The sequence below is a fragment of the Metapseudomonas phytobenefica genome, assembly GCF_043392685.1.
In the GTDB taxonomy this organism is placed as follows: domain Bacteria; phylum Pseudomonadota; class Gammaproteobacteria; order Pseudomonadales; family Pseudomonadaceae; genus Metapseudomonas.
In genome coordinates this window covers 212,586-231,461 of sequence record NZ_JBHZGM010000004.1, presented here as the reverse complement: position 1 = coordinate 231,461, position 18,876 = coordinate 212,586, and the positions used below count along the sequence as shown (strand labels likewise).

Here is an 18,876-nt window from a genome sequence, read left to right as displayed (position 1 = left end):
AGCGGCGTAACCCATCGATATGGGCGATGGGTATCGCTCCGCTCCACCCATCCTACGAATCGGATTGATGCCCAGGTCAGACACGGGCGCCGGGAATGGCCAGCAACTCGGTCAGGGCCTGATCCAGCGTGGCGATCAGCCTGTCCACGTCGTCGGCGCTGGTGGCCGGGCAGCAGAGGGTCATGTTGTGGAACGGCGTGATCAGGATGCCGCGGTTGATCAGGTAGAGATGCAGAGCCATCTGCAGCTCGTCGTGGAAGGCTGCTTCGGCCTCGGCGCCGGTACGCGGCGACACCGGGCAGAACTGGAATTCGCTGCGCGCGCCCAGTTCGGTCACCGACCACTTCAGGTCGTGCTTGGCGATCAGGCTGCGGAAACCATCGGCCAGCCGCCTGGCCAGCGGCAGCATGTGGTCGTAGGCGGCCTGGGTCATCACCTGTTCGAGGTTGGCGCGCATGCAGTGCATGGCCAGGGCATTGGCCGAGAGGGTGGTGCCCATGCCGCTGTGGCCGTGACCGTGGCTGTCTTCCTGGGCCTTCTTGCGTGCGGCGAGCATGCGTTCCGCCATCTCCGCGCTGCAGCCGAAGATGCCGCAGGGCACGCCGCCGGCGATCGGCTTGCCGACCACGAAGAAGTCCGGGTCGAGGTTCCACAGGCGGGTGCAGCCGCCGATGTCGGTGGAGATGGTGTGGGTTTCGTCGATGATCAGCAGGCTGCCGTATTTGCGGGTCAGCTCGCGGCACTTCTGCAGGAAGCCCGGATCGGGCAGGACCATGCCGATGTTGGTCATCGCCGGCTCGCACAGCAGGGCGCAGACGTCGCCCTTGGCCAGTGCGGCTTCCAGCGCTTCGACATCGTTGAAGGGAATGGAGCGGCTGTACTGGGTCAGGTCGTAGGCCTGGCCCACCAGGCCGGAGCGCGGCACGGTATTGCCGTCGCGGTAGCGCACCATCACGTCGTCGACAGTGCCGTGGTAGCAGCCGTCGAACACCAGCAGGGTCTTGCGCCCGGTAATGGCGCGGGCCCAGCGCAGCACGTAACGGTTGGAGTCGGTGGCGGTGGCGGTCACCTGCCAGTAGGGCAGGCCGAAGCGCTGGGCCAGCAGCTCGCCGCAGACCACGGCATCTTCACCGGGCAGCATGGTGGTCAGGCCATTGTTGGCCTGCTCGGCAATGGCGCGGGCGATGGGGTCCGGCGAGTGACCGAACATGGTGCCGGTGTCGCCCAGGCAGAAGTCGATGTACTCGTGGCCGTCGACGTCATAGAAGCGGGCGCCCTTGGCGCGTTCGACGAACAGTGGGCAGGGCGTGGACCAGTCGGCCATCCAGTGCATCGGCACGCCGGCGTAGAGCGACTTGTGCGCGCGTTCGGCAAGAGCGACGGATTTCGGATTGCGTTCCAGGAACCGGGCGCGCTCGCGAGCGGCAAAGGTTTCCACGGCAGCTTGGCTGATCCCACTGGCAGTCATGTTGAACACCTCGTTCGAATTTCTGCACATCGTGTTTTGTGATCACAATCCTGTCAAGACTTGCGAAAAAAGCCTCTGAAAATTAACTTGAACGCATATTTGTGATCACAGGATCGAACGATAGACCAGATGGGAGACCTCCGCTGGTCCGTACCCGATCTGTGGTCGGAGCGATCAACCCAGCAACAGAAGGCGACCCAATCATGCGTAACTGCAGCCTGACCCTGAACCAACTGCCGGCGCCGCCGGCCCTTGCACGGTGATTTGCCATGGCCGAGAACCTGCAGGAACAGCTTTACCAACGACTACGCGAGGGCCTGCTGGCAGGCCATTTCAAACCCGGCGAGCGCCTGAAGATCCGCGATCTCGCCGCTGCCTGGGGCACCAGTCCGATGCCCGTGCGCGCCGCCTTGCAGCGCCTGGTGGCCGAAGGCGCACTGGAGGGCGAGCCGCAGCGCTCGGTGCGCGTGCCACTGATGAACCGCGAACGCTTCAAACAGATCTTCCAGGTGCGCATGGCGCTGGAAGGCATGGCGGTGGAGGAGGCGGCGGGCCGGCTTTCCCAGGATGATCTGGAGATCCTGCGGGGCTGCATGGAGCGCATGGAAACGGCCATCGAACAGCGCGACGTGCAGGGCTACCTGACCGCCAACAGCCAGTTCCACCGTGTGCTGTATGGCGCCTGTGGCAACCCGGTCCTGCTGCGCACCATCGAATCCCTCTGGCTGCAAGTCGGTCCCTTCTTCAATCGTCTGTTCACCGAGGCGGACCTGTCGTTGCGTCTCAACGACTTCCACGAAGACGCCTTCAAGGCCTTGCAGGCCGGTGACGGCAAGGCTGCGCGCTTTGCCGTCGAGCAGGACCTTACCTACTTCGGCCAATTCCTCCTCAACCTGCTGGAACTGGACTTCGCCCACGCTCGCAGCGGCTGACCAGCCATTCCTCGGGAGCGGGCGGGCCTTGCTCCCGTAGGACCTTTCAGGCAAGTGTTACTGATTATTGCATTGCTCTGGAGAGAAAGGTCGCGATGATAATCTGCGGCCGTTCCTGGCCCCATTTTCCCTAATTCCTACATGGCTCCGCCGGAGCCGAGCGAGTAGCCCGCGCGCGGGCCGCTGTGCCGCGCATTGCAGAAAAGGAGTCCATTGCCATGCATGCCATCGCTTTCATCCAAGATCTTGCGGTGATCATGCTTATCGCCGGTTTCACCACCATCCTCTGTCATCGCTTCAAGCAGCCGGTGGTGCTGGGCTACATCATCGCCGGGATAATCATCGGCCCGCACACCCCACCGTTCGCCCTGGTGCACGACGAGGACACGATCAAGACCCTCGCCGAGCTGGGGGTGATCTTCCTGATGTTCTGCCTGGGGCTGGAGTTCAGCTTGCGCAAGCTGTTCCAGGTTGGCGCCACGGCGTTCATCGCCGCGTTCCTGGAAATCACCCTGATGATCTGGGCCGGCTTCGGGATCGGCCGGCTGTTCGACTGGAACACCATGGACTCGCTGTTCCTCGGCGCGATCCTGGCAATGTCCTCCACCACCATCATCATCAAGGTCCTCGGCGACCTGCAGATGAAGAACGAGCGCTTCGCCCAGCTGATCTTCGGCGTGCTGATCATCGAGGACATCCTCGGCATTGGCATCATCGCGCTGTTCTCCGGCATCGCCGTGAGCGGTACGGTGGAGGCCGACCAGGTGTTCTCGACCGTCGGCAAGCTCAGCCTGTTCATGGTTGTCGCGCTGGTTGTCGGCATCCTGCTGGTGCCGCGCCTGCTGGCCTATGTGGCCAAGTTCGAAAGCAACGAGATGCTGCTGGTGACGGTGCTTGGCCTGTGCTTCGGTTTCTGCCTGCTGGTGGTGAAGCTGGAATACAGCATGATTCTGGGTGCTTTCCTGATCGGCGCGATCATGGCGGAGTCGCGCCAGCTGATCCAGATCGAACGCCTGATGGAGCCAGTGCGCGACATGTTCAGTGCGATCTTCTTTGTCGCCATCGGTCTGACAATCGATCCCAGGGTGCTGGTGGACTACGCCGCGCCGATCCTGGTGATCACCCTGGTGGTGGTCGCCGGCAAGCTGGTGTCGTGCGGGGCTGGCGCCTTCATCGCTGGCAACGATGGGCGCACCTCGATGCGCGTGGGCATGGGTCTTTCGCAGATCGGCGAGTTCTCCTTCATCATCGCCGCCCTGGGTGTGAGCCTGGGCGTGACCAGCGACTTCCTTTATCCGGTGGTGGTCGGCGTGTCGGCTATCACCACGCTGCTGACGCCTTACCTGATCCGCTCGGCCGACCCGCTGTCGATCAAGCTGGCCAGGGCCATGCCGCGCCGGCTGGCGCGGGTGTTCGGCTACTACGGCGACTGGCTGCGCAGCATCCAGCCCCAGGGCCAGGGTGCGGTGCTGGCGAAGATGATCCGCAAGATCCTGCTGCAGGTGACCGTCAACCTGGCGCTGGTGGTGGCCATCTTCCTCGGCAGCGCCTACTTCGCCGGCACCCTAGCCGAGTACCTGAGCGTCTGGGTGGCCAGTCCCAACCTGCAGAAGGCGCTGATCTGGGGCGGTGCGCTGCTGCTGTCGCTGCCCTTCCTGATCGCTGCCTATCGCAAGCTCAAGGCGCTTTCCATGCTGCTGGCGGAAATGAGCGTGACTCCGGACAAGGCTGGGCGCCACACCGAGCGGGTGCGCAAGGTGATCGCCGAATTGATCCCGCTGCTGTCGCTGCTGGGGATCATGCTGCTGCTGATGGCGCTGTCGACGAGCATCCTGCCGACGCTGGAACTGCTGGTGCTGATCGCCCTGCTGGCGGCGGGTGTCAGCGCGCTGTTCTGGCGCTGGCTGATCCGCGTGCATTCGCGAATGCAGATCGCGCTGATGGAGACCCTGGAGCAGAGCCAGGACCACAACCACCGCTGATGGCGCGCAAGCGAAGAAGCCTCGCAGGCCTGGCGTGCGGGGCTTCTGTCATTGCGCGGAGCGGTTCAGCTGGCGAGCCACACGTCCCTGGCCCAGTGCCAGACTGAATCCCAGCTTTCGTCGGTGAGCTCGCCTTCGTCGCCGTCCCACAGCAGCACTTCACCCTCGCCATCGACCACGTAGTAGTCGCGGCCATCCTGGCACAGCGGCACCAGGTCGCGGGGGACGCCCAGGTCCCAGGCCACGGCGGCGACTTCTGGCAGGAAGGTATGGGATTGCGGGTCGGTGACGGTCACCGGCTCCAGATGGCCATAGACCACGTCGCTGACCTTGAGCAGGAATTCGCGCAGTTCGAAGGGCAGGTTGATCAGCAACTGCTCCTCGATCTCCACCAGCAACTCCTCGTCCGGGAGTTCCAGGGGAACCGGCACCGGCTCGTTGAGTTCGCGCAGCTGTTCGATGACTTCTTCCATGGCGGCAGGCCCTCATGCATTGGGATGCGCTTTATACAGTAGCCGGGGCCCGGGATGAAAAGAGCCTGATCGTCATCCAGGCGCAATGGTCCGCCACGGCATGTGCCGCGCTTAGGCCTCAAGCTGCTTTAACCGGCGCGGCTCAGTACCAACTGCTTCAGCCCGGCCGGGGCTCGCTAGCTAAACTTTGGTGCACTGATACGGCTGCCCGGGGGCAGCCAACCATCCCTGGCTAACCACAGGAGGTGCATCATGCGAATGGCCGCAACCCTGCAGCGCAGCCTGGCGAGTGCCCATGCCCGGTTCGATCTGGTGCCGCATCCGCACTCGGCCACGAGCCTCGAATCGGCGCGAGTCGCCAATATCCCGGCCGAGCGCCTGGCCAAGACGGTGATCCTCGACGACCGCCAAGGTCACTTCCTCATGGCGGTGGTGCCCGCCAGCCGCCATCTGGATGTGGGCAAGGTGCGCAAGGATGCCAGGCTCTGGCAGCTCACCCACGAAGCCGACCTGGCCCGGCTGTTCAAGGACTGCGAACTCGGCGCCGTGCCGGCATTGGGCGAATCCTACGGCATGAATATGGTGGTGGACCCGCAGTTGACCCGGCAGAAGGACATCTACCTGGAAGCGGGTGACCACGAGAACCTGGTGCACATGCGCATGGACGACTACCTGAAACTGGTGCCCCATGCCGAAGTCTGCGAGCTCTGCCACTAGGGGGCATGAATTGTTGCGCGGCGCTCACGGAGGACCATGAACAGGCAGAAGGGCGTCCGGCCGCCGCAACCGCCGCCGTTCTGGTTCCGTCGGTCCATCGCCCGCCGGCGCTGGCGGCGCGGTGGAGGCCGGCGCCAGTGAAATGAAAGGCTAGGTCTGAATCAAGCGTTGCAAGTAGTTGCAGCGGGGAACCGCCGTAGGAGCCAGCTTGCTGGCGAATGGGCGCTATCCCGGAACGCTTCGCGAGCAAGCTCGCTCCTACAACAACGGCTATACCCCGTAGGCCGCGCTTGGGGTCTGCGCTTGTAGCCCGGATGAAATCCGGGAACGGTGGTTGGAACTTCCCCGGATTTCATCCGGGCTACCTACTGACGCAGACATAGCCAAATGAAAAACCCCGGGACAAGCCCGGGGTATTTTCACTGCGCCAGCGATCAGTTCTGACGGATGCCGGCCACCAGCCAGGGCTGGTTGTCGCCGTGCACGCGCTCCATGCGCCAGCTTTCGCTGAACGCCTCGCCCTGGTCGAAGCGAGAGGATTTGGAGATGCCGCTGAAGGTCAGGGTGGCGACGGTCTTGTCGGCCAGGTCGTCGATGCCGTCCAGTTGCACCTGCAGGTTGTCGATGTAGGTGGACTGGTAGGCGTCGCCCAGGCTGGCGCGTTCTTCCTTGAGGAAGTTCAGCATCTGCGGGGTGACGAACTCGGCGATTTTGTCCATCTCCGCCGCATCCCAGTGCTGCTGCAGGGCCATGAAGTGCTCGCGGCCGGCTTCGACGAAACGCTGCTCGTTGAACCAGCTCGGGGCATTGAAGGCCGGCTGGGCTGCCGGAGCGGCGCTGCCGAAGATCGGTGCCTGTTGCGGCATCTGCGGCATTTCACGCTGGAACGGCGCGTGGCCGGCCATGGCCGGGTGGCCCTGCTGCTGGGCGCGTTTGCGTGCGGCCAGGAAGCGGAAGATCAGGAAGGCGATCAGGCCGATGATGAGGAAGTCGAAGATCTGCATGCCGTCGAAGCCGTCGCCCATGAACATGGAGGCGAGCAGGCCACCGGCGGCGATGCCGGCCAGCGGGCCCAGCCAGCGGGAGGCGCCGCTTGCAGCGGCGGCCTTGCCGGCTGCGGCCGGTGCGGCGGTATTCGGGGTTTGCTGGGCGGGGGCTGCCTGGCGGGTCTGGTGAGTCGGCGCGGAGCCAAAGGACTTGCCGCCGCCCATACGCTTGGCGGCGTTGACATCCAGACTCAGCGTCAAGCCGACGCAGAGGGCCAGGGCAATACTGAGGAATCGGCGCATCAGAGGCTTCTCTTGGTTATGAAACTACGCGCGCCATGCTGCACAGTCAGTGGCGCGATAGCTAGGGGCAGAGTGTTTCGGGATTTTGTCTGGCAGCGAAATCGGCCTTTTCCGGCAATACCGTTCATCTGCGCAGTAGCAGGATCAACGGACTGCAGCGCAATTGCCTGCGCAGCAGGGCGCGCAGGTCGGCCTCGTCTTCCGTGGGGTGGCGCAACCAGTGGACGAAAGTACGCAGGTAGGCTCCGGTGAGCAAGCTTTCCTCGGCGATACGGCACAGATGCAGGGTTTCCCGCTGTGCCGCCTCGCGCCACCACTGCACGGTGCGGCTGACCCGCAACAGGCCCTGCACCTGCAGGTGGAAATGGCCGGGTTCCAGCTTGTAGAGCAGCATCTGCCCGGTCACGGAGCGATGCGGCGCCAGGGCGCCGAGCCAGGCCATCAGCAGTTCTTCCAGGCGCTTTTCCGCGTTCAGCGTCGCCAGGTCGCTGCTCTTGCCGCGCGCCAGCAGCGCCAGGTCGGCGCGATCGAACCAGGCTTCGACCAGGTCATCCTTCTGCCGGAAATGCTTGGCGATGGCGTCGAGGCCGACGCCGAGCTGGCTGGCCACGTCGAACAGGTGCAGCCGCTCCCAGCCGCACTGGTCGGCCAGGTTCAGGGCGCAATCGAGAATCTGCTGGGCGCTGGGGGAGCGAGCCATGGAATTACCTCCGCCACTGAGTATGGCCAAGCGCGCGGAAGCGACAGGGGCATCGGACGGGCGGAAGAGAGGGCAGATTCTTGTGGGAGATTTTTGTGGGGTCAGATCGGCTGCAGCTTGGCGTAGGCCAGCATCAGCCACTTGCTGCCTTCGCTCTCGAACTTCACCTGCACTCGCGCCTGGGCGCCGGCGCCTTCGAAATTGAGGATGGTGCCCTCGCCGAACAAGGCGTGCTGCACCCGCTGGCCCAGGGAGAAGGGCGTTTCCGGCACGGCGGCGCCATCGAAGATGGAACCGTGGCGGCTGCCGGCGCCCATGGGGCGGCTGATGCTGTTGTTCAGGCGCACTTCGCGGATCAGCTGCGGCGGCACTTCGCGGACGAAGCGCGAAACCTTGTTATAGGTCTCGCTGCCGTAGAGGCGGCGGGTTTCGGCGTAGGTCAGCACCAGGCGCTGCATGGCGCGGGTGACACCGACATAGGCCAGGCGGCGTTCTTCCTCCAGGCGGGTCGGGTCTTCCATGCTCATCTTGTGCGGGAACAGGCCTTCTTCCATGCCCACCAGGAACACCAGGGGGAATTCCAGGCCCTTGGCGCTGTGCAGGGTCATCAGCTGCACGCTGTCCTCGAAGGCGTCGGCCTGGGTCTCCCCGGCCTCCAGCGAGGCGTGGCTGAGGAAGGCCTGCAGCGGGGTGAGGTCGTCCTCGGGCTCTTCGTTCTCGAACGCGCGGGCGGCGCTGACCAGTTCCTCCAGGTTTTCCACCCGCGCCTGGCCTTTCTCGCCCTTCTCGTCCTTGTGGTAGGCCACCAGGCCGCTCTGCTCGATGACCGTCTGGGTCATCAGGTGCAGGGGCATGTCCAGGCACTTCGCAGCGAGGTTCTCGATCAGCTCCATGAACGCCGCCAGGGCGCTGGAGGCGCGGCCGGCCAGGGCCTTGTTGGCGATCATCAGGCGCATCGCTTCCCACATCGAGACTTCGTTGACGCGGGAGAACTCGCGGAGGCTTTCCACGGTTTTCTCGCCGATGCCGCGCGGCGGTACGTTGATCACCCGTTCCAGCGCGGCGTCGTTGCCACGGCCGTCGAGCAGGCGCAGGTAGGCCATGGCGTTCTTGATCTCGGCGCGCTCGAAGAAGCGCTGGCCGCCGTAGATGCGGTAGGGAATCTTCTCCCGCAGCAGGGCTTCTTCCAGCACCCGCGACTGGGCGTTGGAGCGGTAGAGGATGGCGATCTCGCTGCGGGCCATGCCGTCCTTCAGCGCGCTTTCGATGCTCTCCACCACGTAGCGGGCTTCGTCGTGTTCGTTGAAGGCGGCATAGAGCCCGATAGGCTCGCCTTCCTCGCCCTCGGTCCAGAGTTCCTTGCCCAGGCGCCCCTGGTTATTGGCGATCAGGGCGTTGGCGGCCTTGAGGATGCCCGCAGTGGAGCGGTAGTTCTGTTCCAGGCGGATCACCTCGGTGTCGGGGAAGTCGCTGGAGAACTGTTGGATGTTCTCGATCCGCGCGCCGCGCCAGCCGTAGATGGACTGGTCGTCGTCGCCCACCACCATCAGGCTCTGGCCGCCCTTGGCGAGCAGGCGCAGCCAGGCGTACTGCACGGCGTTGGTGTCCTGGAATTCGTCCACCAGCACATGGCGGAAGCGCCGCTGGTAGTGCTCCAGCAGGCTCGGGCGGTCACGCCAGAGGTCGAGGGCGCGCAGCAGCAGCTCGGAGAAGTCGATCACCCCGGTGCGCGCGCAGGCGGCCTCGTAGGCTTCGTAGATCTTCAGCATGGTGCCGAGGAACAGGTCGCCGCCGGCCTGGATGTGCTGCGGACGGATGCCCTCGTCCTTCTGCCCGTTGATGAACCACTGCGCCTGGCGTGCCGGCCAGCGCTGCTCGTCAAGGCCCAGGTCGCGGATCACCCGCTTGACCAGGCGCTGCTGGTCGTCGCTATCGAGGATCTGGAAGTTCTCGGCCAGGCCCGCTTCCTGCCAGTGGGCGCGCAGCAGGCGGTGCGCCAGGCCGTGGAAGGTGCCGACCCACATGCCCGCCGGGTTGATCCCCAGCAGTTGTTCGATGCGCTGGCGCATCTCGGCGGCGGCCTTGTTGGTGAAGGTGACCGACAGGATCGAATGCGGCGAGGCCTGCTCGACCTGGATCAGCCAGGCGATGCGGTGCACCAGCACGCGGGTCTTGCCGGAACCGGCGCCGGCAAGCACCAGTTGACGCCCCAGCGGGGCCGCTACGGCCTGGCGTTGAGCGTCGTTGAGGGAGTTCAGGAGGAGGGAGAGATCGTCATGCATCGCGGCATTCTAGGGGGGCGGCCGGAGCAGGGCAAACCGACGACCGGCCGGTCGGCTGGACGGTCGCCGGTGCCCGGGCCAGCGACCCTCCTAAAGTCGGGGGGCTCTCGTCTGCAACCACGCGCATAAAGCTATTGCAGCTTCTTTCCGCTCGGGTAAGCTCCGGGCTCGCTTAGGCAGACCAAGACAAAAACAAGCGCCTATGACTGCTAATTCAATGCCTGCCGGCCGGACGCTGTCCCTGGCTGACAGCCGCGAGATTCGCCAGCTGTTCGCGACCGACATTGCCGCCGAACGCACGCGCCTGCTTTACCAGGGCTCCCGGATCCCGACCCTGTTCATGCTGCTCAACGGCCTGGCCTGTGCCTACCTGCTCTGGGGCTCGGGCAACAGCAACAGCTTGCTGCTCGGCGGCTGGCTGATCTGGCTGGTGCTGCTGGCCATCCTGCGCCTGACCCAGGTGGCTGCGTTCAAGCAGGCGCTGCCCTCGGAGCAGGCCCGCCCGCGCTGGCGCAGGGCCTTCCTGCTGGGTGCCGGCGCCTCTGGCCTGACCCTGGCGTTCGCCGCCGTGGCCCTTGTGCCGCCGGACGCCTTCCTGACCCAGGCGCTGGTCTACGGGCTGATCGCCGCCGCGATCCTCTCCGCCAGCGTTGCCTATGCCGTCAGCCTTTCCGCCTTCCTCACCTTCGCCATGCCCTGCCTGCTGCCTGCCATCACCTGGCTGCTGCTGGGCGATACGTCGCTGCTGCGCGGCTGGGGCGTGCTCGGGGTGATCTTCGCCGTCTCGCTCATGGTGGTGGCCTGGCAGGTCAACCGGTTGGTGCAGCGCAGCCTCTTGCAGCGCTTCCAGAACCAGGCGCTGATCCGCCATCTGGAGCAGGCGAAGGGCCGCGCCGAAGGCCTCAACGAAGAACTGGCCCGCGAAGTGGAGCAGCGCCGCCGCGCCGAGCGCGACCTGCGCCGTGCCCATGGCGAGCTGGAAATGCGCGTGGCCCAGCGCACGCTGGAGTTGGCCGATGCCAGTCACGCTCTGGTGAAGAGCGAAGCGCGCCTGGCCCTGGCCCTGGAGGCCAGCGAACTCGGCCTGTGGGACTGGAACCTGGAAACCGACGAAGTCCATCACACACAGCTCAAAGCCATCTTTGGCATCGACGCAGACGACGTCACCCGCGTGCTCAGCGACCTCAAGCCGCGCCTGCACCCGGACGACCTGCCGCTGCTGCGCCGGGCCCTGGTGGAGCACCTGAAGGGCCGCACCGACGGCTATGCCATCGACTACCGGGTACGCCACGCCGATGGTCACTGGGTCTGGGTGGAAGACCGTGGCCGCGTGGTGGAGCGGGACGAGCAGGGCAAGGTGCTGCGCATGCTCGGCACCCGCCGCGACATCACCGCGCGCAAGCTCCAGGACGAGGAGCAGCGCCTGGCGGCGACGGTGTTCGAGGCGGCCAGCGAAGGGATCATCATCCTCGACCCGGACTACCGGGTGATCCAGGCCAACGCGGCGTTCAGCCAGGTCACCGGCTATCGCCAGGAAGAAGTGATCGGGCGCAACGTCGCTGCCCTTATCGGCACCCGCGAAGCCCGCCGCCGCTACCACCTGATCCGCGACGAGCTGGAACAGCGCGGCAGCTGGCAGGGCGAACTGATGGACACCCGCAAGAATGGCGAGCTCTATCCGCAATGGCTGCAGCTCAATGTGGTGCGCGACTCGCGGGGGCAAGTCAGCCATGTCGTCGGTTTCTTCACCGACCTCACCGCCCGCCGCGAAGCGGAGGAGCGCCTGCGCTACCTGGCCAATTACGATGACCTCACCGGGCTGGCCAACCGCGTCCTGTTCAAGGACCGGCTCCACGAAGCCAGCCAGCGCGCGCGCCAGGGCGGCCACAGCCTGGCCCTGCTGCACATCGACCTGGACCGCTTCAAGGTGCTCAACGACAGCCTCGGCCATGAAGGGGCGGATCAACTGTTGCGCCAGGTCAGCCGCCGCCTGACCCAGGCGGTGCCGGAAGCCGACACCATCGCGCGCCTGGCCGGCGATGAGTTCGCGGTGATCCTCGATGCCTACGGCAGCGTCGCCAACCTCGCGCGCCAGGCCAGCCGCCTGCTCGGCAAGCTGCGCATGCCGATGACCGTGGGCGGCCACGAGCTGGTGATCAGCGGCTCCCTCGGCATCAGCCTGCTGCCGGACAACGCCCGTGACATTTCCGCCCTGATCAGCCAGGCCAACATGGCCATGCAGCACGCCAAGCACCTGGGCGGCAACACCTTCCAATTCTTCACCGACAACCTCCAGGCCTGCACCCTGGAGCGCCTGAAGATGGAGAACCAGTTGCGCAAGGCCATCGAGGAAGGCCAGCTGGAGGTCTTCTACCAGCCCAAGTTGTCCCTGGCCGACAACAGCCTGAATGCGGCGGAGGCGCTGGTGCGCTGGCGCCATCCGCAACAGGGGCTGGTGCCGCCGGGGGACTTCATCGGCCTGGCCGAGGAAACCGGGCTGATCGCCCCCATCGGCGAATTCGTGCTGCGCCAGGCCTGCCAGCAGGCCCGCGAATGGCAGCGCCAGGGCCTGGCGGATATCCGCGTCTCGGTGAACCTGTCGATGCACCAGTTGCGCCAGGGCAACCTGGTCAGCCTGGTACGCCAGGTGCTGGAGGAAACCGGCCTGCCGGCGCGAATGCTGGAGCTGGAACTGACCGAAAGCCACCTGCTGGAAAACGTCGAGAACGTCATCGCCACCTTCCACCAGCTGCGCCGGATCGGCGTGAAGCTGGCCATCGACGACTTCGGTACCGGCTACTCGTCCCTGAGCTACCTCAAGCGCTTCCCGGTGGACTACGTGAAGATCGACCAGACCTTCATCCGCGACCTTTCCGCTGGTGGTGAAGACGCCGCCATTACCCGCGCGATCATCGCCATGGCCCACAGCCTGGAGCTGAAGGTGGTGGCCGAAGGGGTGGAAAACCACGAGCAGCTCAGCTTCCTGCGTAGCCAGCGCTGCGACGAGATCCAGGGCTACCTGATCAGCCCGCCGGTGGAAGCGACCCAGTTCGTGCGGCTGCTCAAGGAACAGGCTGCGGCGCTTTGGCGCTGACCAGCCGGATCTTGCAGGAGCGAGCTCTGCTCGCGAAACGCCGTGGCACGAGACTTCGCGAACAGAGCTCGCTTACGGATAGTTGAATCGGGAGGAACGAGGATCAGGCGCTGGCAGCCGTGCGGCTATTGCCGCTGCTGAACCAGCGCAGGAGCAGGGCGTTCTCCAGCTCCACGCTGGCAGGCAGCGGCAGGTACAGGACGTGGCCGTCGCCCGGCGCCACCGCCTGGCGCTCGCCATGGCGGTTTTCCAGGGCTTCCAGGTGGAAGTCCAGGTTGCCCTGCGGGGTCATCAGCTGCAGGCGGTCGCCGACGGCGAAGCGATTCTTCACCCGCACTTCCGCCAACCCCTGGCGCACCACCCCGGTCAGCTCACCGACGAATTGCTGGCGCTCCGACAGTGAGTGGCCGTGCTCGTAGTTCTGGTACTCGTCGTGGACGTGGCGGCGCAGGAAACCTTCGGTGTAGCCGCGGTTGGCCAGCGATTCGAGATCGTCCATCAGGCTGCGGTCGAAGGGGCGGCCGGCGAGGGCGTCGTCAATCGCCTTGCGATAGGCCTGGGCGGTGCGCGCCACGTAGAAATGCGACTTGGTGCGGCCCTCGATCTTCAGCGAATGCACGCCCATCTGCAGCAAACGCTCCACATGGTGCACGGCGCGCAGGTCCTTGGAGTTCATGATGTAGGTGCCGTGCTCGTCCTCCCAGGCCGACATCAGTTCGCCGGGGCGGTTGGCTTCCTCCAGCAGGACCACCTGATCGCTCGGCTGGCCGCAGCCGAGGGTGGGCACCACCTGTCCCAGTTCGTCCTCTTGGGCTGGCCGGGTGCCGTATTGCCAGCGGCAGGCGTTGGTGCAGGTGCCCTGGTTGGGGTCGCGGTGATTGAGGTAGCCGGAGAGCAGGCAGCGGCCGGAATAGGCCATGCACAGGGCGCCGTGGACGAAGACTTCCAGCTCCATGTCCGGCACCTGCTGGCGAATTTCGCCGATTTCCTCCAGGGACAGCTCGCGGGACAGGATCACCCGGCTCAGCCCCTGCTGCTGCCAGAACTTCACGCTGGCCCAGTTCACCGCGTTGGCCTGTACCGAGAGGTGGATGGGCATCTGCGGGAAATGTTCGCGAACCAGCATGATCAGGCCGGGATCGGACATGATCAGCGCGTCTGGCCCCATGGCGTTCACCGGTTCCAGGTCCTTGAGGAAGGTGCGCAGCTTGGCGTTGTGCGGGGCGATGTTCACCACCACATAGAAGCGCTTGCCGGTGGCATGGGCTTCCTGGATACCGAGGGCCAGGTTGGCGTGGTCGAATTCGTTGTTGCGTACCCGCAGGCTGTAGCGCGGCTGGCCGGCGTAGACGGCATCGGCGCCGTAGGCGAAGGCGTAGCGCATGGCCTTGAGGGTGCCGGCGGGGGAGAGCAGTTCGGGGCTGTACATGGCGCGGCTCGCGGAGTCTGGAGAACGGGCGCGCGATTCTAGGGAGGCCACTCTGGCGAATTATTGAGCTGGAGCAATGCCGCGGCCTCGGGCCACGAATGGTGGACCGGTGGAGCGTGGTCCACCCTTGGGAGAGCTTATCTTGCAAGGGTGGATGTCGCTTTCTACATCCACTGTCCAAGCCGCTCAGTCGTGCCAGGCGCGGCCGTGCAGTTCCAGCAGGCTGCGGGCTTGTTCCGGGCCGGTGGAGCCGGCGGGGTAGGGGCGCGGGCTCTGGTAGTGCTCGTGCCAGCCTTCGAGGATGGGGTCGACCCAGCGCCAGGCGGCTTCCACCTCATCGCGGCGCATGAAGAGCGTCGAATCGCCCTCGATCACGTCCAGCAGCAGACGCTCGTAGGCGTCCCAGCGGCGCTGGTGGCTGAAGGCCTTGGCCAGGTTCAGGTCCAGCTCCACCGGTTCCAGGTTCATGCCCTTGCCGGGGCTCTTGGCCATCAGTTGCAGGCTGATGCGTTCTTCCGGCTGCAGGCGGATCAGCAGGCGGTTGGCCTGGCCGTCGGCGAACAGGCGGTGGGGCACCGGCTTGAACTGGATGACGATCTCCGAGTACTTGCGCGCCAGGCGCTTGCCGGTGCGCAGGTAGAAGGGCACGCCGGCCCAGCGCCAGTTGTCGATCTCCGCCTGCACGGCGACGTAGGTCTCGGTGTCGCTGTCGTTGTCGACGTTCTTCTCGAAGTAGTAGGCAGGGACTTCCTGGCCGCCGATCTTGCCGGCACTGTACTGTCCGCGCACGGTCTTGTCGCGCACGTCCTGGCCGGAGATGGGTTTCAGCGCCTCGAGGATCTTCACCTTCTCGTTGCGCACCGCTTCGGCGTCGAAGCGCACTGGCGCTTCCATGGCCACCAGGCAGAGCAGCTGCAGCAGGTGGTTCTGCACCATGTCGCGCATGGCGCCGGAGCGGTCGTAGTAGGCGCCGCGGTTCTCCACGCCGAGGGTTTCGCAGACGCTGATCTGCACGTGGTCGACGTGCCCGGCGCGCCAGATCGGCTCGAACAGACCGTTGGCGAAGCGCAGGGCCATCAGGTTCTGTACGGTTTCCTTGCCCAGGTAGTGGTCGATGCGGAACACTTGGGATTCGTCGAATACCTTGCCGATGGCGGCATTGATCGCCTGCGCCGATTCCAGCGAACGGCCGATGGGTTTTTCCAGCACGATGCGCGACTGCGGCGTGGCCATGCGGGCGATGGACAGGTGCGCGGCGATGTCCTCGAACAGGTCGGGCGCGGTGGCCAGGTAGTACACCCGACCGCAGCCGGGATCGGGGCCCAGGTAGCGCGCCAGACGGCCGAAATCGGCGCTCTGGGACGCGTCCATGGCGAAGTAATCGAGTCGCTCGGAGAAGCCGCTCCAGGATTCGGCGGTGAAATCGGCGCGGGCCACCTGGGCCCGGCAGCGGCGCTCGGCCAGGGCGCGGAAGCCGTCGCGGTCGAGGGTGTTGCGGGCCAGCGCGAGGATGCGCATCCGCGGATGCAGACGCCCTTCGCGATGCAGGTGATAGAGGGCCGGAAGCAACTTGTGCAGGGCAAGATCGCCGGTACCGCCAAAGACGAGCATGTCGCAGGAGCTGGTCAAGGATGTGCTCTCCCTTCCTTGCACATATTGAGAAAAGTTGGTTCAACTGGGCGCGGCAGCGACTCATGTAGTATAACTACAAGATTACTACAGCCTGGTTCCGCCGATCATAACCGAGTCGGGAGCCGTTGCATGACGGAAGAAATCGGCAAGAACCCCATTCCAGACAGAGCCTGCCCTGTGAACCTGCTGCAACATATCGCCCAGTCGCGTCATCTGCTACGCAAGTCGGAACTGAAAGTCGCCGACCACGTCCTGCTCGATCCCGCAGCGGTCATGCACAGCTCCATGGCCGATCTGGCCCAGGGCGTCGGGGTCAGCGAGCCGACCATCGTGCGCTTCTGCCGCGCCATCGGCTGCGGCGGTTTCCAGGACCTCAAGCTGAAACTGGCGCAGAGCCTGGCCGCCGGCGCCAGCTTCGGCCAGTTCGCGATCCACGAGGATGACTCGGTAGCGGACTTCAGCCTGAAGATCTTCGACACCACCCTGCACACCCTGATGGAAGTCCGCGAGAAGCTCGACCCGGAAGCCCTGCAGCGCGCCATCAGCGCCTGCGCCCAGGCCCAGCGTGTGGAGTTCTACGGTTTCGGCGCCTCCGGTGCGGTGGCGGCCGACGCCCAGCACAAGTTCTTCCGCCTGCTGCTCACCGCGGCGGCCTATTCCGACCCGCACATGCAGGCGATGTCGGCGGTCACCCTGAAGCCTTCGGACGTGGCCATCTGCATTTCCCAGTCGGGCCGCTCCAAGGACCTGCTGATCACCGCCAACCTGGTGCGTGAAGCCGGTGCCACCCTGATCACCCTGTGCCCGAGCCAGACCCCCCTGGCGGATCTCGCCACGGTGAACCTCGCCATCGACGTGCAGGAAGACACCGAGATCTACACCCCGCTTACCTCGCGCATCGCCCACCTGGTGGTGATCGACGTGCTCGCCATGGGCGTCGCCATGGCGCGCGGCCCGAGCCTGGTGAACCACCTCAAGAGCGTGAAGCGAAGCCTGCGCAGCCTGCGCCTGTCGCCGAAGTCGGTGAAGAGCGCCGAGGACTGACGCGCAACGCAGTCATTCCGGCGCGCAGCCAATCCGTACAGGCCTCAGGCCAGTCCCTGGCGCACCAGCAACCGCTCTATCGCCTCGATGAAAGGCCCGCTGCCCGGCCAGCTGGTGATCCGTCCCAGCGTCCGGCCCTGGTAGAGGGCAACGAAGGTGGGCACGCCGTGCAGGCCGTAGCGCAGCGCCAGCGCGGGGTCTTCGTCTACTTCGTCGTGCAGCCAGCGCACCTGCGGCCACTGGCAGCGGTCCTGGGTGCGCAACAGGTCGTGCTTGGCCACGTCGCAGAGAGGGCAGTCGTCCTGCCAGAGGTAGAGCAGCACCAGCTTCTGCCGTTCGCCGGCCAGTACGTCATCGATGATGCTCGCGCGTACCCGCTGGATCGGAAAGCGTTGGAAGAACTCGACGGCATTGCTCATGGCGTCCTCCAGCGGCGTTACCCGTCTACTGCTGAGCAAAGTCTGGCGCCGGCAGTCTGTCCAGCGACCTGAAACGTCTGCTTCACCGAGTCTTCGTGAAAGCGTCACAGGCGCGGGCGATCCTGAGCCTACCGGACCCAGCCCAGGGAGAATTGCCATGCACCGCTTTCACGATGAACCCATCCATCTGGACAGCAAGACCCGGCGCAAACTGGAGGACCAACGGCGTATGCAATTCCGCCGTGCCATCGAAGACCGGGCCGAGCAACGCCGCCTGCAAATGGAGTGCTCGGATTATCCCTACCCCGAATTGATCGCCGTTAACTACCTGTTGTCGTCAAAGGCAGCGCGCCGGAAAAACGATGGGAAAGCGCACTGATCTGGGTGCGTTCTTCGCGGATAAATCCTAAAAACGCCTGGGCGACCGGCGACAGCCGCTTGCCCTTGGCGTGCACCGCGCACCAGCTCCGGTAAAGCGGCAGTTCCTCCACCGGCAGCTCCCGCAGCAGCCCCGTCGCCAGTTCCAGGCTCACCGCGTGGCGCGGGATCAGGGCGATCCCCAGGTCCGCCACCACGCATTCCTTCTGCGCATCCAGCGAGGCCACTTCCATGGTCTGGGCAAAGTGCGCGCGCTTCTGCTGGAAGTATTCCTCGCAGGCCTTGCGGGTGCCCGAGCCGGCCTCGCGGATCAGCAGCGTATAGGGCTCCAGGTCCTTCAGGACCAGCTTGGCGGCATTGCACAGCGGGTGGCTCGGCGGTGCCACGGCCACGATCGGGTTGTTCAGGAAGGGCAGGAACTCCAGGGCCATGTCCTGGGGCACCAGCGACATGATCACCAGGTCGTCGCGGTTGTCCGAAAGGCGCTTGATCACCTGGGCGCGGTTGGTCACCACCAGGTGCAGGCTGACGTCCGGGTGTTGTTCGCGGAAGGCGGCGAACAGGTGCGGAACGAAGTACTTTGCGCTGGATTCCACCGCCAGGTTGAGCTGCCCCTGCAGCGAGCCCTGCAGGTCCGAGAGTTGCATGTCGAGGCTTTCCAGGCGCTGGAAGATGTCGTTGCTGGCATACATCAGCGCCTCGGCGGCGTCGGTCACGTAGAGCTTCTTGCCGACGTACTCGAACAGCGGCTGACCCACCAGCTCCTCGAGCTGGCGGATCTGCAGGCTGACGGCCGGTTGGGTCAGTGCCATCTCTTCGGCCGCCCGGCTGTAGGAGCGGCTTTCGAACACGGCTCGGAACACCTGGAGCTGGCGCAGGGTGATGCGCAGCAGAGTCTTGCGCATGGGTGGATGGCCTCGCGAATGGCAGGGGTGGCTGACTATAAGACGATCCTAATGGATAACCCAATAATTATTGATTGGGGTTATCCACGTCGAGAGCGTAGGGTAATGACGCGACCGCTTCACGATCAGCGG

15 protein-coding genes are annotated in these 18,876 nt (G+C 65.2%); 6 read left to right on the top strand and 9 right to left on the bottom strand.

Annotation, left to right across the window (positions count from 1 at the left end; genetic code table 11):
- Positions 1 to 76: 76 nt before the first annotated feature.
- Positions 77 to 1,468 carry an aspartate aminotransferase family protein gene (locus ACFW0B_RS05790; protein ID WP_449146987.1) on the bottom strand — a complete coding sequence of 464 codons (1,392 nt, stop codon included), beginning with the start codon at positions 1,466 to 1,468 and terminating at the stop codon, positions 77 to 79.
- A gap of 269 nt (positions 1,469 to 1,737) precedes the next feature.
- Here ACFW0B_RS05790 and ACFW0B_RS05785 point away from each other — a divergent pair, with 269 nt between their 5' ends.
- Both ACFW0B_RS05785 and ACFW0B_RS05780 read left to right on the top strand, forming a co-directional pair.
- On the top strand, positions 1,738 to 2,400 hold the full coding sequence (locus ACFW0B_RS05785; RefSeq protein ID WP_449146986.1) for a GntR family transcriptional regulator: 663 nt from the start codon (positions 1,738 to 1,740) through the stop codon (positions 2,398 to 2,400).
- 218 nt (positions 2,401 to 2,618) lie between these two features.
- Complete coding sequence (locus ACFW0B_RS05780; protein WP_449146985.1) at positions 2,619 to 4,382, top strand: cation:proton antiporter; 1,764 nt, start codon at positions 2,619 to 2,621, stop codon at positions 4,380 to 4,382.
- 65 nt (positions 4,383 to 4,447) lie between these two features.
- On the opposite strand, the gene ACFW0B_RS05775 is transcribed toward ACFW0B_RS05780, so the two are convergent.
- Positions 4,448 to 4,855, bottom strand: a complete 408-nt coding sequence (locus ACFW0B_RS05775) for an SMI1/KNR4 family protein (RefSeq protein ID WP_449146984.1) — start codon at positions 4,853 to 4,855, stop codon at positions 4,448 to 4,450.
- A gap of 252 nt (positions 4,856 to 5,107) precedes the next feature.
- On the opposite strand from ACFW0B_RS05775, the gene ACFW0B_RS05770 reads away from it, so the two are divergent.
- A complete protein-coding gene (locus ACFW0B_RS05770; protein WP_449146983.1) occupies positions 5,108 to 5,572 on the top strand; it encodes an aminoacyl-tRNA deacylase in 465 nt (154 codons plus the stop codon).
- 434 nt (positions 5,573 to 6,006) lie between these two features.
- Here the strand turns inward: ACFW0B_RS05770 and ACFW0B_RS05765 are convergent, their stop codons facing one another.
- The 3 genes from ACFW0B_RS05765 to uvrD all read right to left on the bottom strand — a co-directional run bounded on the left by ACFW0B_RS05765 (position 6,007) and on the right by uvrD (position 9,843).
- Entirely contained in the window at positions 6,007 to 6,861 is an 855-nt protein-coding gene (locus ACFW0B_RS05765; protein WP_449146982.1) for a Tim44 domain-containing protein, read from the bottom strand.
- A 124-nt stretch (positions 6,862 to 6,985) separates the two neighbouring features.
- Positions 6,986 to 7,561, bottom strand: a complete 576-nt coding sequence (locus ACFW0B_RS05760) for a TetR/AcrR family transcriptional regulator (RefSeq protein WP_449146981.1) — start codon at positions 7,559 to 7,561, stop codon at positions 6,986 to 6,988.
- Between the two features lie 101 nt (positions 7,562 to 7,662).
- Positions 7,663 to 9,843, bottom strand: coding sequence for a DNA helicase II (gene uvrD / locus ACFW0B_RS05755; RefSeq protein WP_449146980.1), 2,181 nt, complete (start codon positions 9,841 to 9,843; stop codon positions 7,663 to 7,665).
- Positions 9,844 to 10,045: 202 nt separating this feature from the next.
- Here uvrD and ACFW0B_RS05750 point away from each other — a divergent pair, with 202 nt between their 5' ends.
- Entirely contained in the window at positions 10,046 to 12,937 is a 2,892-nt protein-coding gene (locus ACFW0B_RS05750) for a putative bifunctional diguanylate cyclase/phosphodiesterase (protein WP_449146979.1), read from the top strand.
- A 103-nt stretch (positions 12,938 to 13,040) separates the two neighbouring features.
- Here ACFW0B_RS05750 and trhP read toward each other — a convergent pair whose 3' ends face one another.
- Entirely contained in the window at positions 13,041 to 14,366 is a 1,326-nt protein-coding gene (gene trhP / locus ACFW0B_RS05745; protein WP_449146978.1) for a prephenate-dependent tRNA uridine(34) hydroxylase TrhP, read from the bottom strand.
- Between the two features lie 186 nt (positions 14,367 to 14,552).
- Positions 14,553 to 15,977, bottom strand: coding sequence for a glucose-6-phosphate dehydrogenase (gene zwf / locus ACFW0B_RS05740; protein ID WP_449147039.1), 1,425 nt, complete (start codon positions 15,975 to 15,977; stop codon positions 14,553 to 14,555).
- 198 nt (positions 15,978 to 16,175) lie between these two features.
- Between zwf and hexR the strand changes: the two genes are divergently transcribed.
- On the top strand, positions 16,176 to 17,042 hold the full coding sequence (hexR, locus tag ACFW0B_RS05735; protein WP_449147038.1) for a transcriptional regulator HexR: 867 nt from the start codon (positions 16,176 to 16,178) through the stop codon (positions 17,040 to 17,042).
- 44 nt (positions 17,043 to 17,086) lie between these two features.
- Here the strand turns inward: hexR and ACFW0B_RS05730 are convergent, their stop codons facing one another.
- A complete protein-coding gene (locus ACFW0B_RS05730) occupies positions 17,087 to 17,461 on the bottom strand; it encodes a thioredoxin family protein (RefSeq protein WP_449146977.1) in 375 nt (124 codons plus the stop codon).
- Positions 17,462 to 17,618: 157 nt separating this feature from the next.
- Here ACFW0B_RS05730 and ACFW0B_RS05725 point away from each other — a divergent pair, with 157 nt between their 5' ends.
- Positions 17,619 to 17,840 carry a PA3496 family putative envelope integrity protein gene (locus ACFW0B_RS05725; RefSeq protein ID WP_449146976.1) on the top strand — a complete coding sequence of 74 codons (222 nt, stop codon included), beginning with the start codon at positions 17,619 to 17,621 and terminating at the stop codon, positions 17,838 to 17,840.
- Here ACFW0B_RS05725 and ACFW0B_RS05720 read toward each other — a convergent pair.
- Positions 17,782 to 18,744, bottom strand: coding sequence for a LysR family transcriptional regulator (locus tag ACFW0B_RS05720; protein WP_459251687.1), 963 nt, complete (start codon positions 18,742 to 18,744; stop codon positions 17,782 to 17,784). The two genes, ACFW0B_RS05725 and ACFW0B_RS05720, sit on opposite strands and share 59 nt — an antisense overlap.
- Between the last annotated feature and the right edge of the window lie 132 nt (positions 18,745 to 18,876).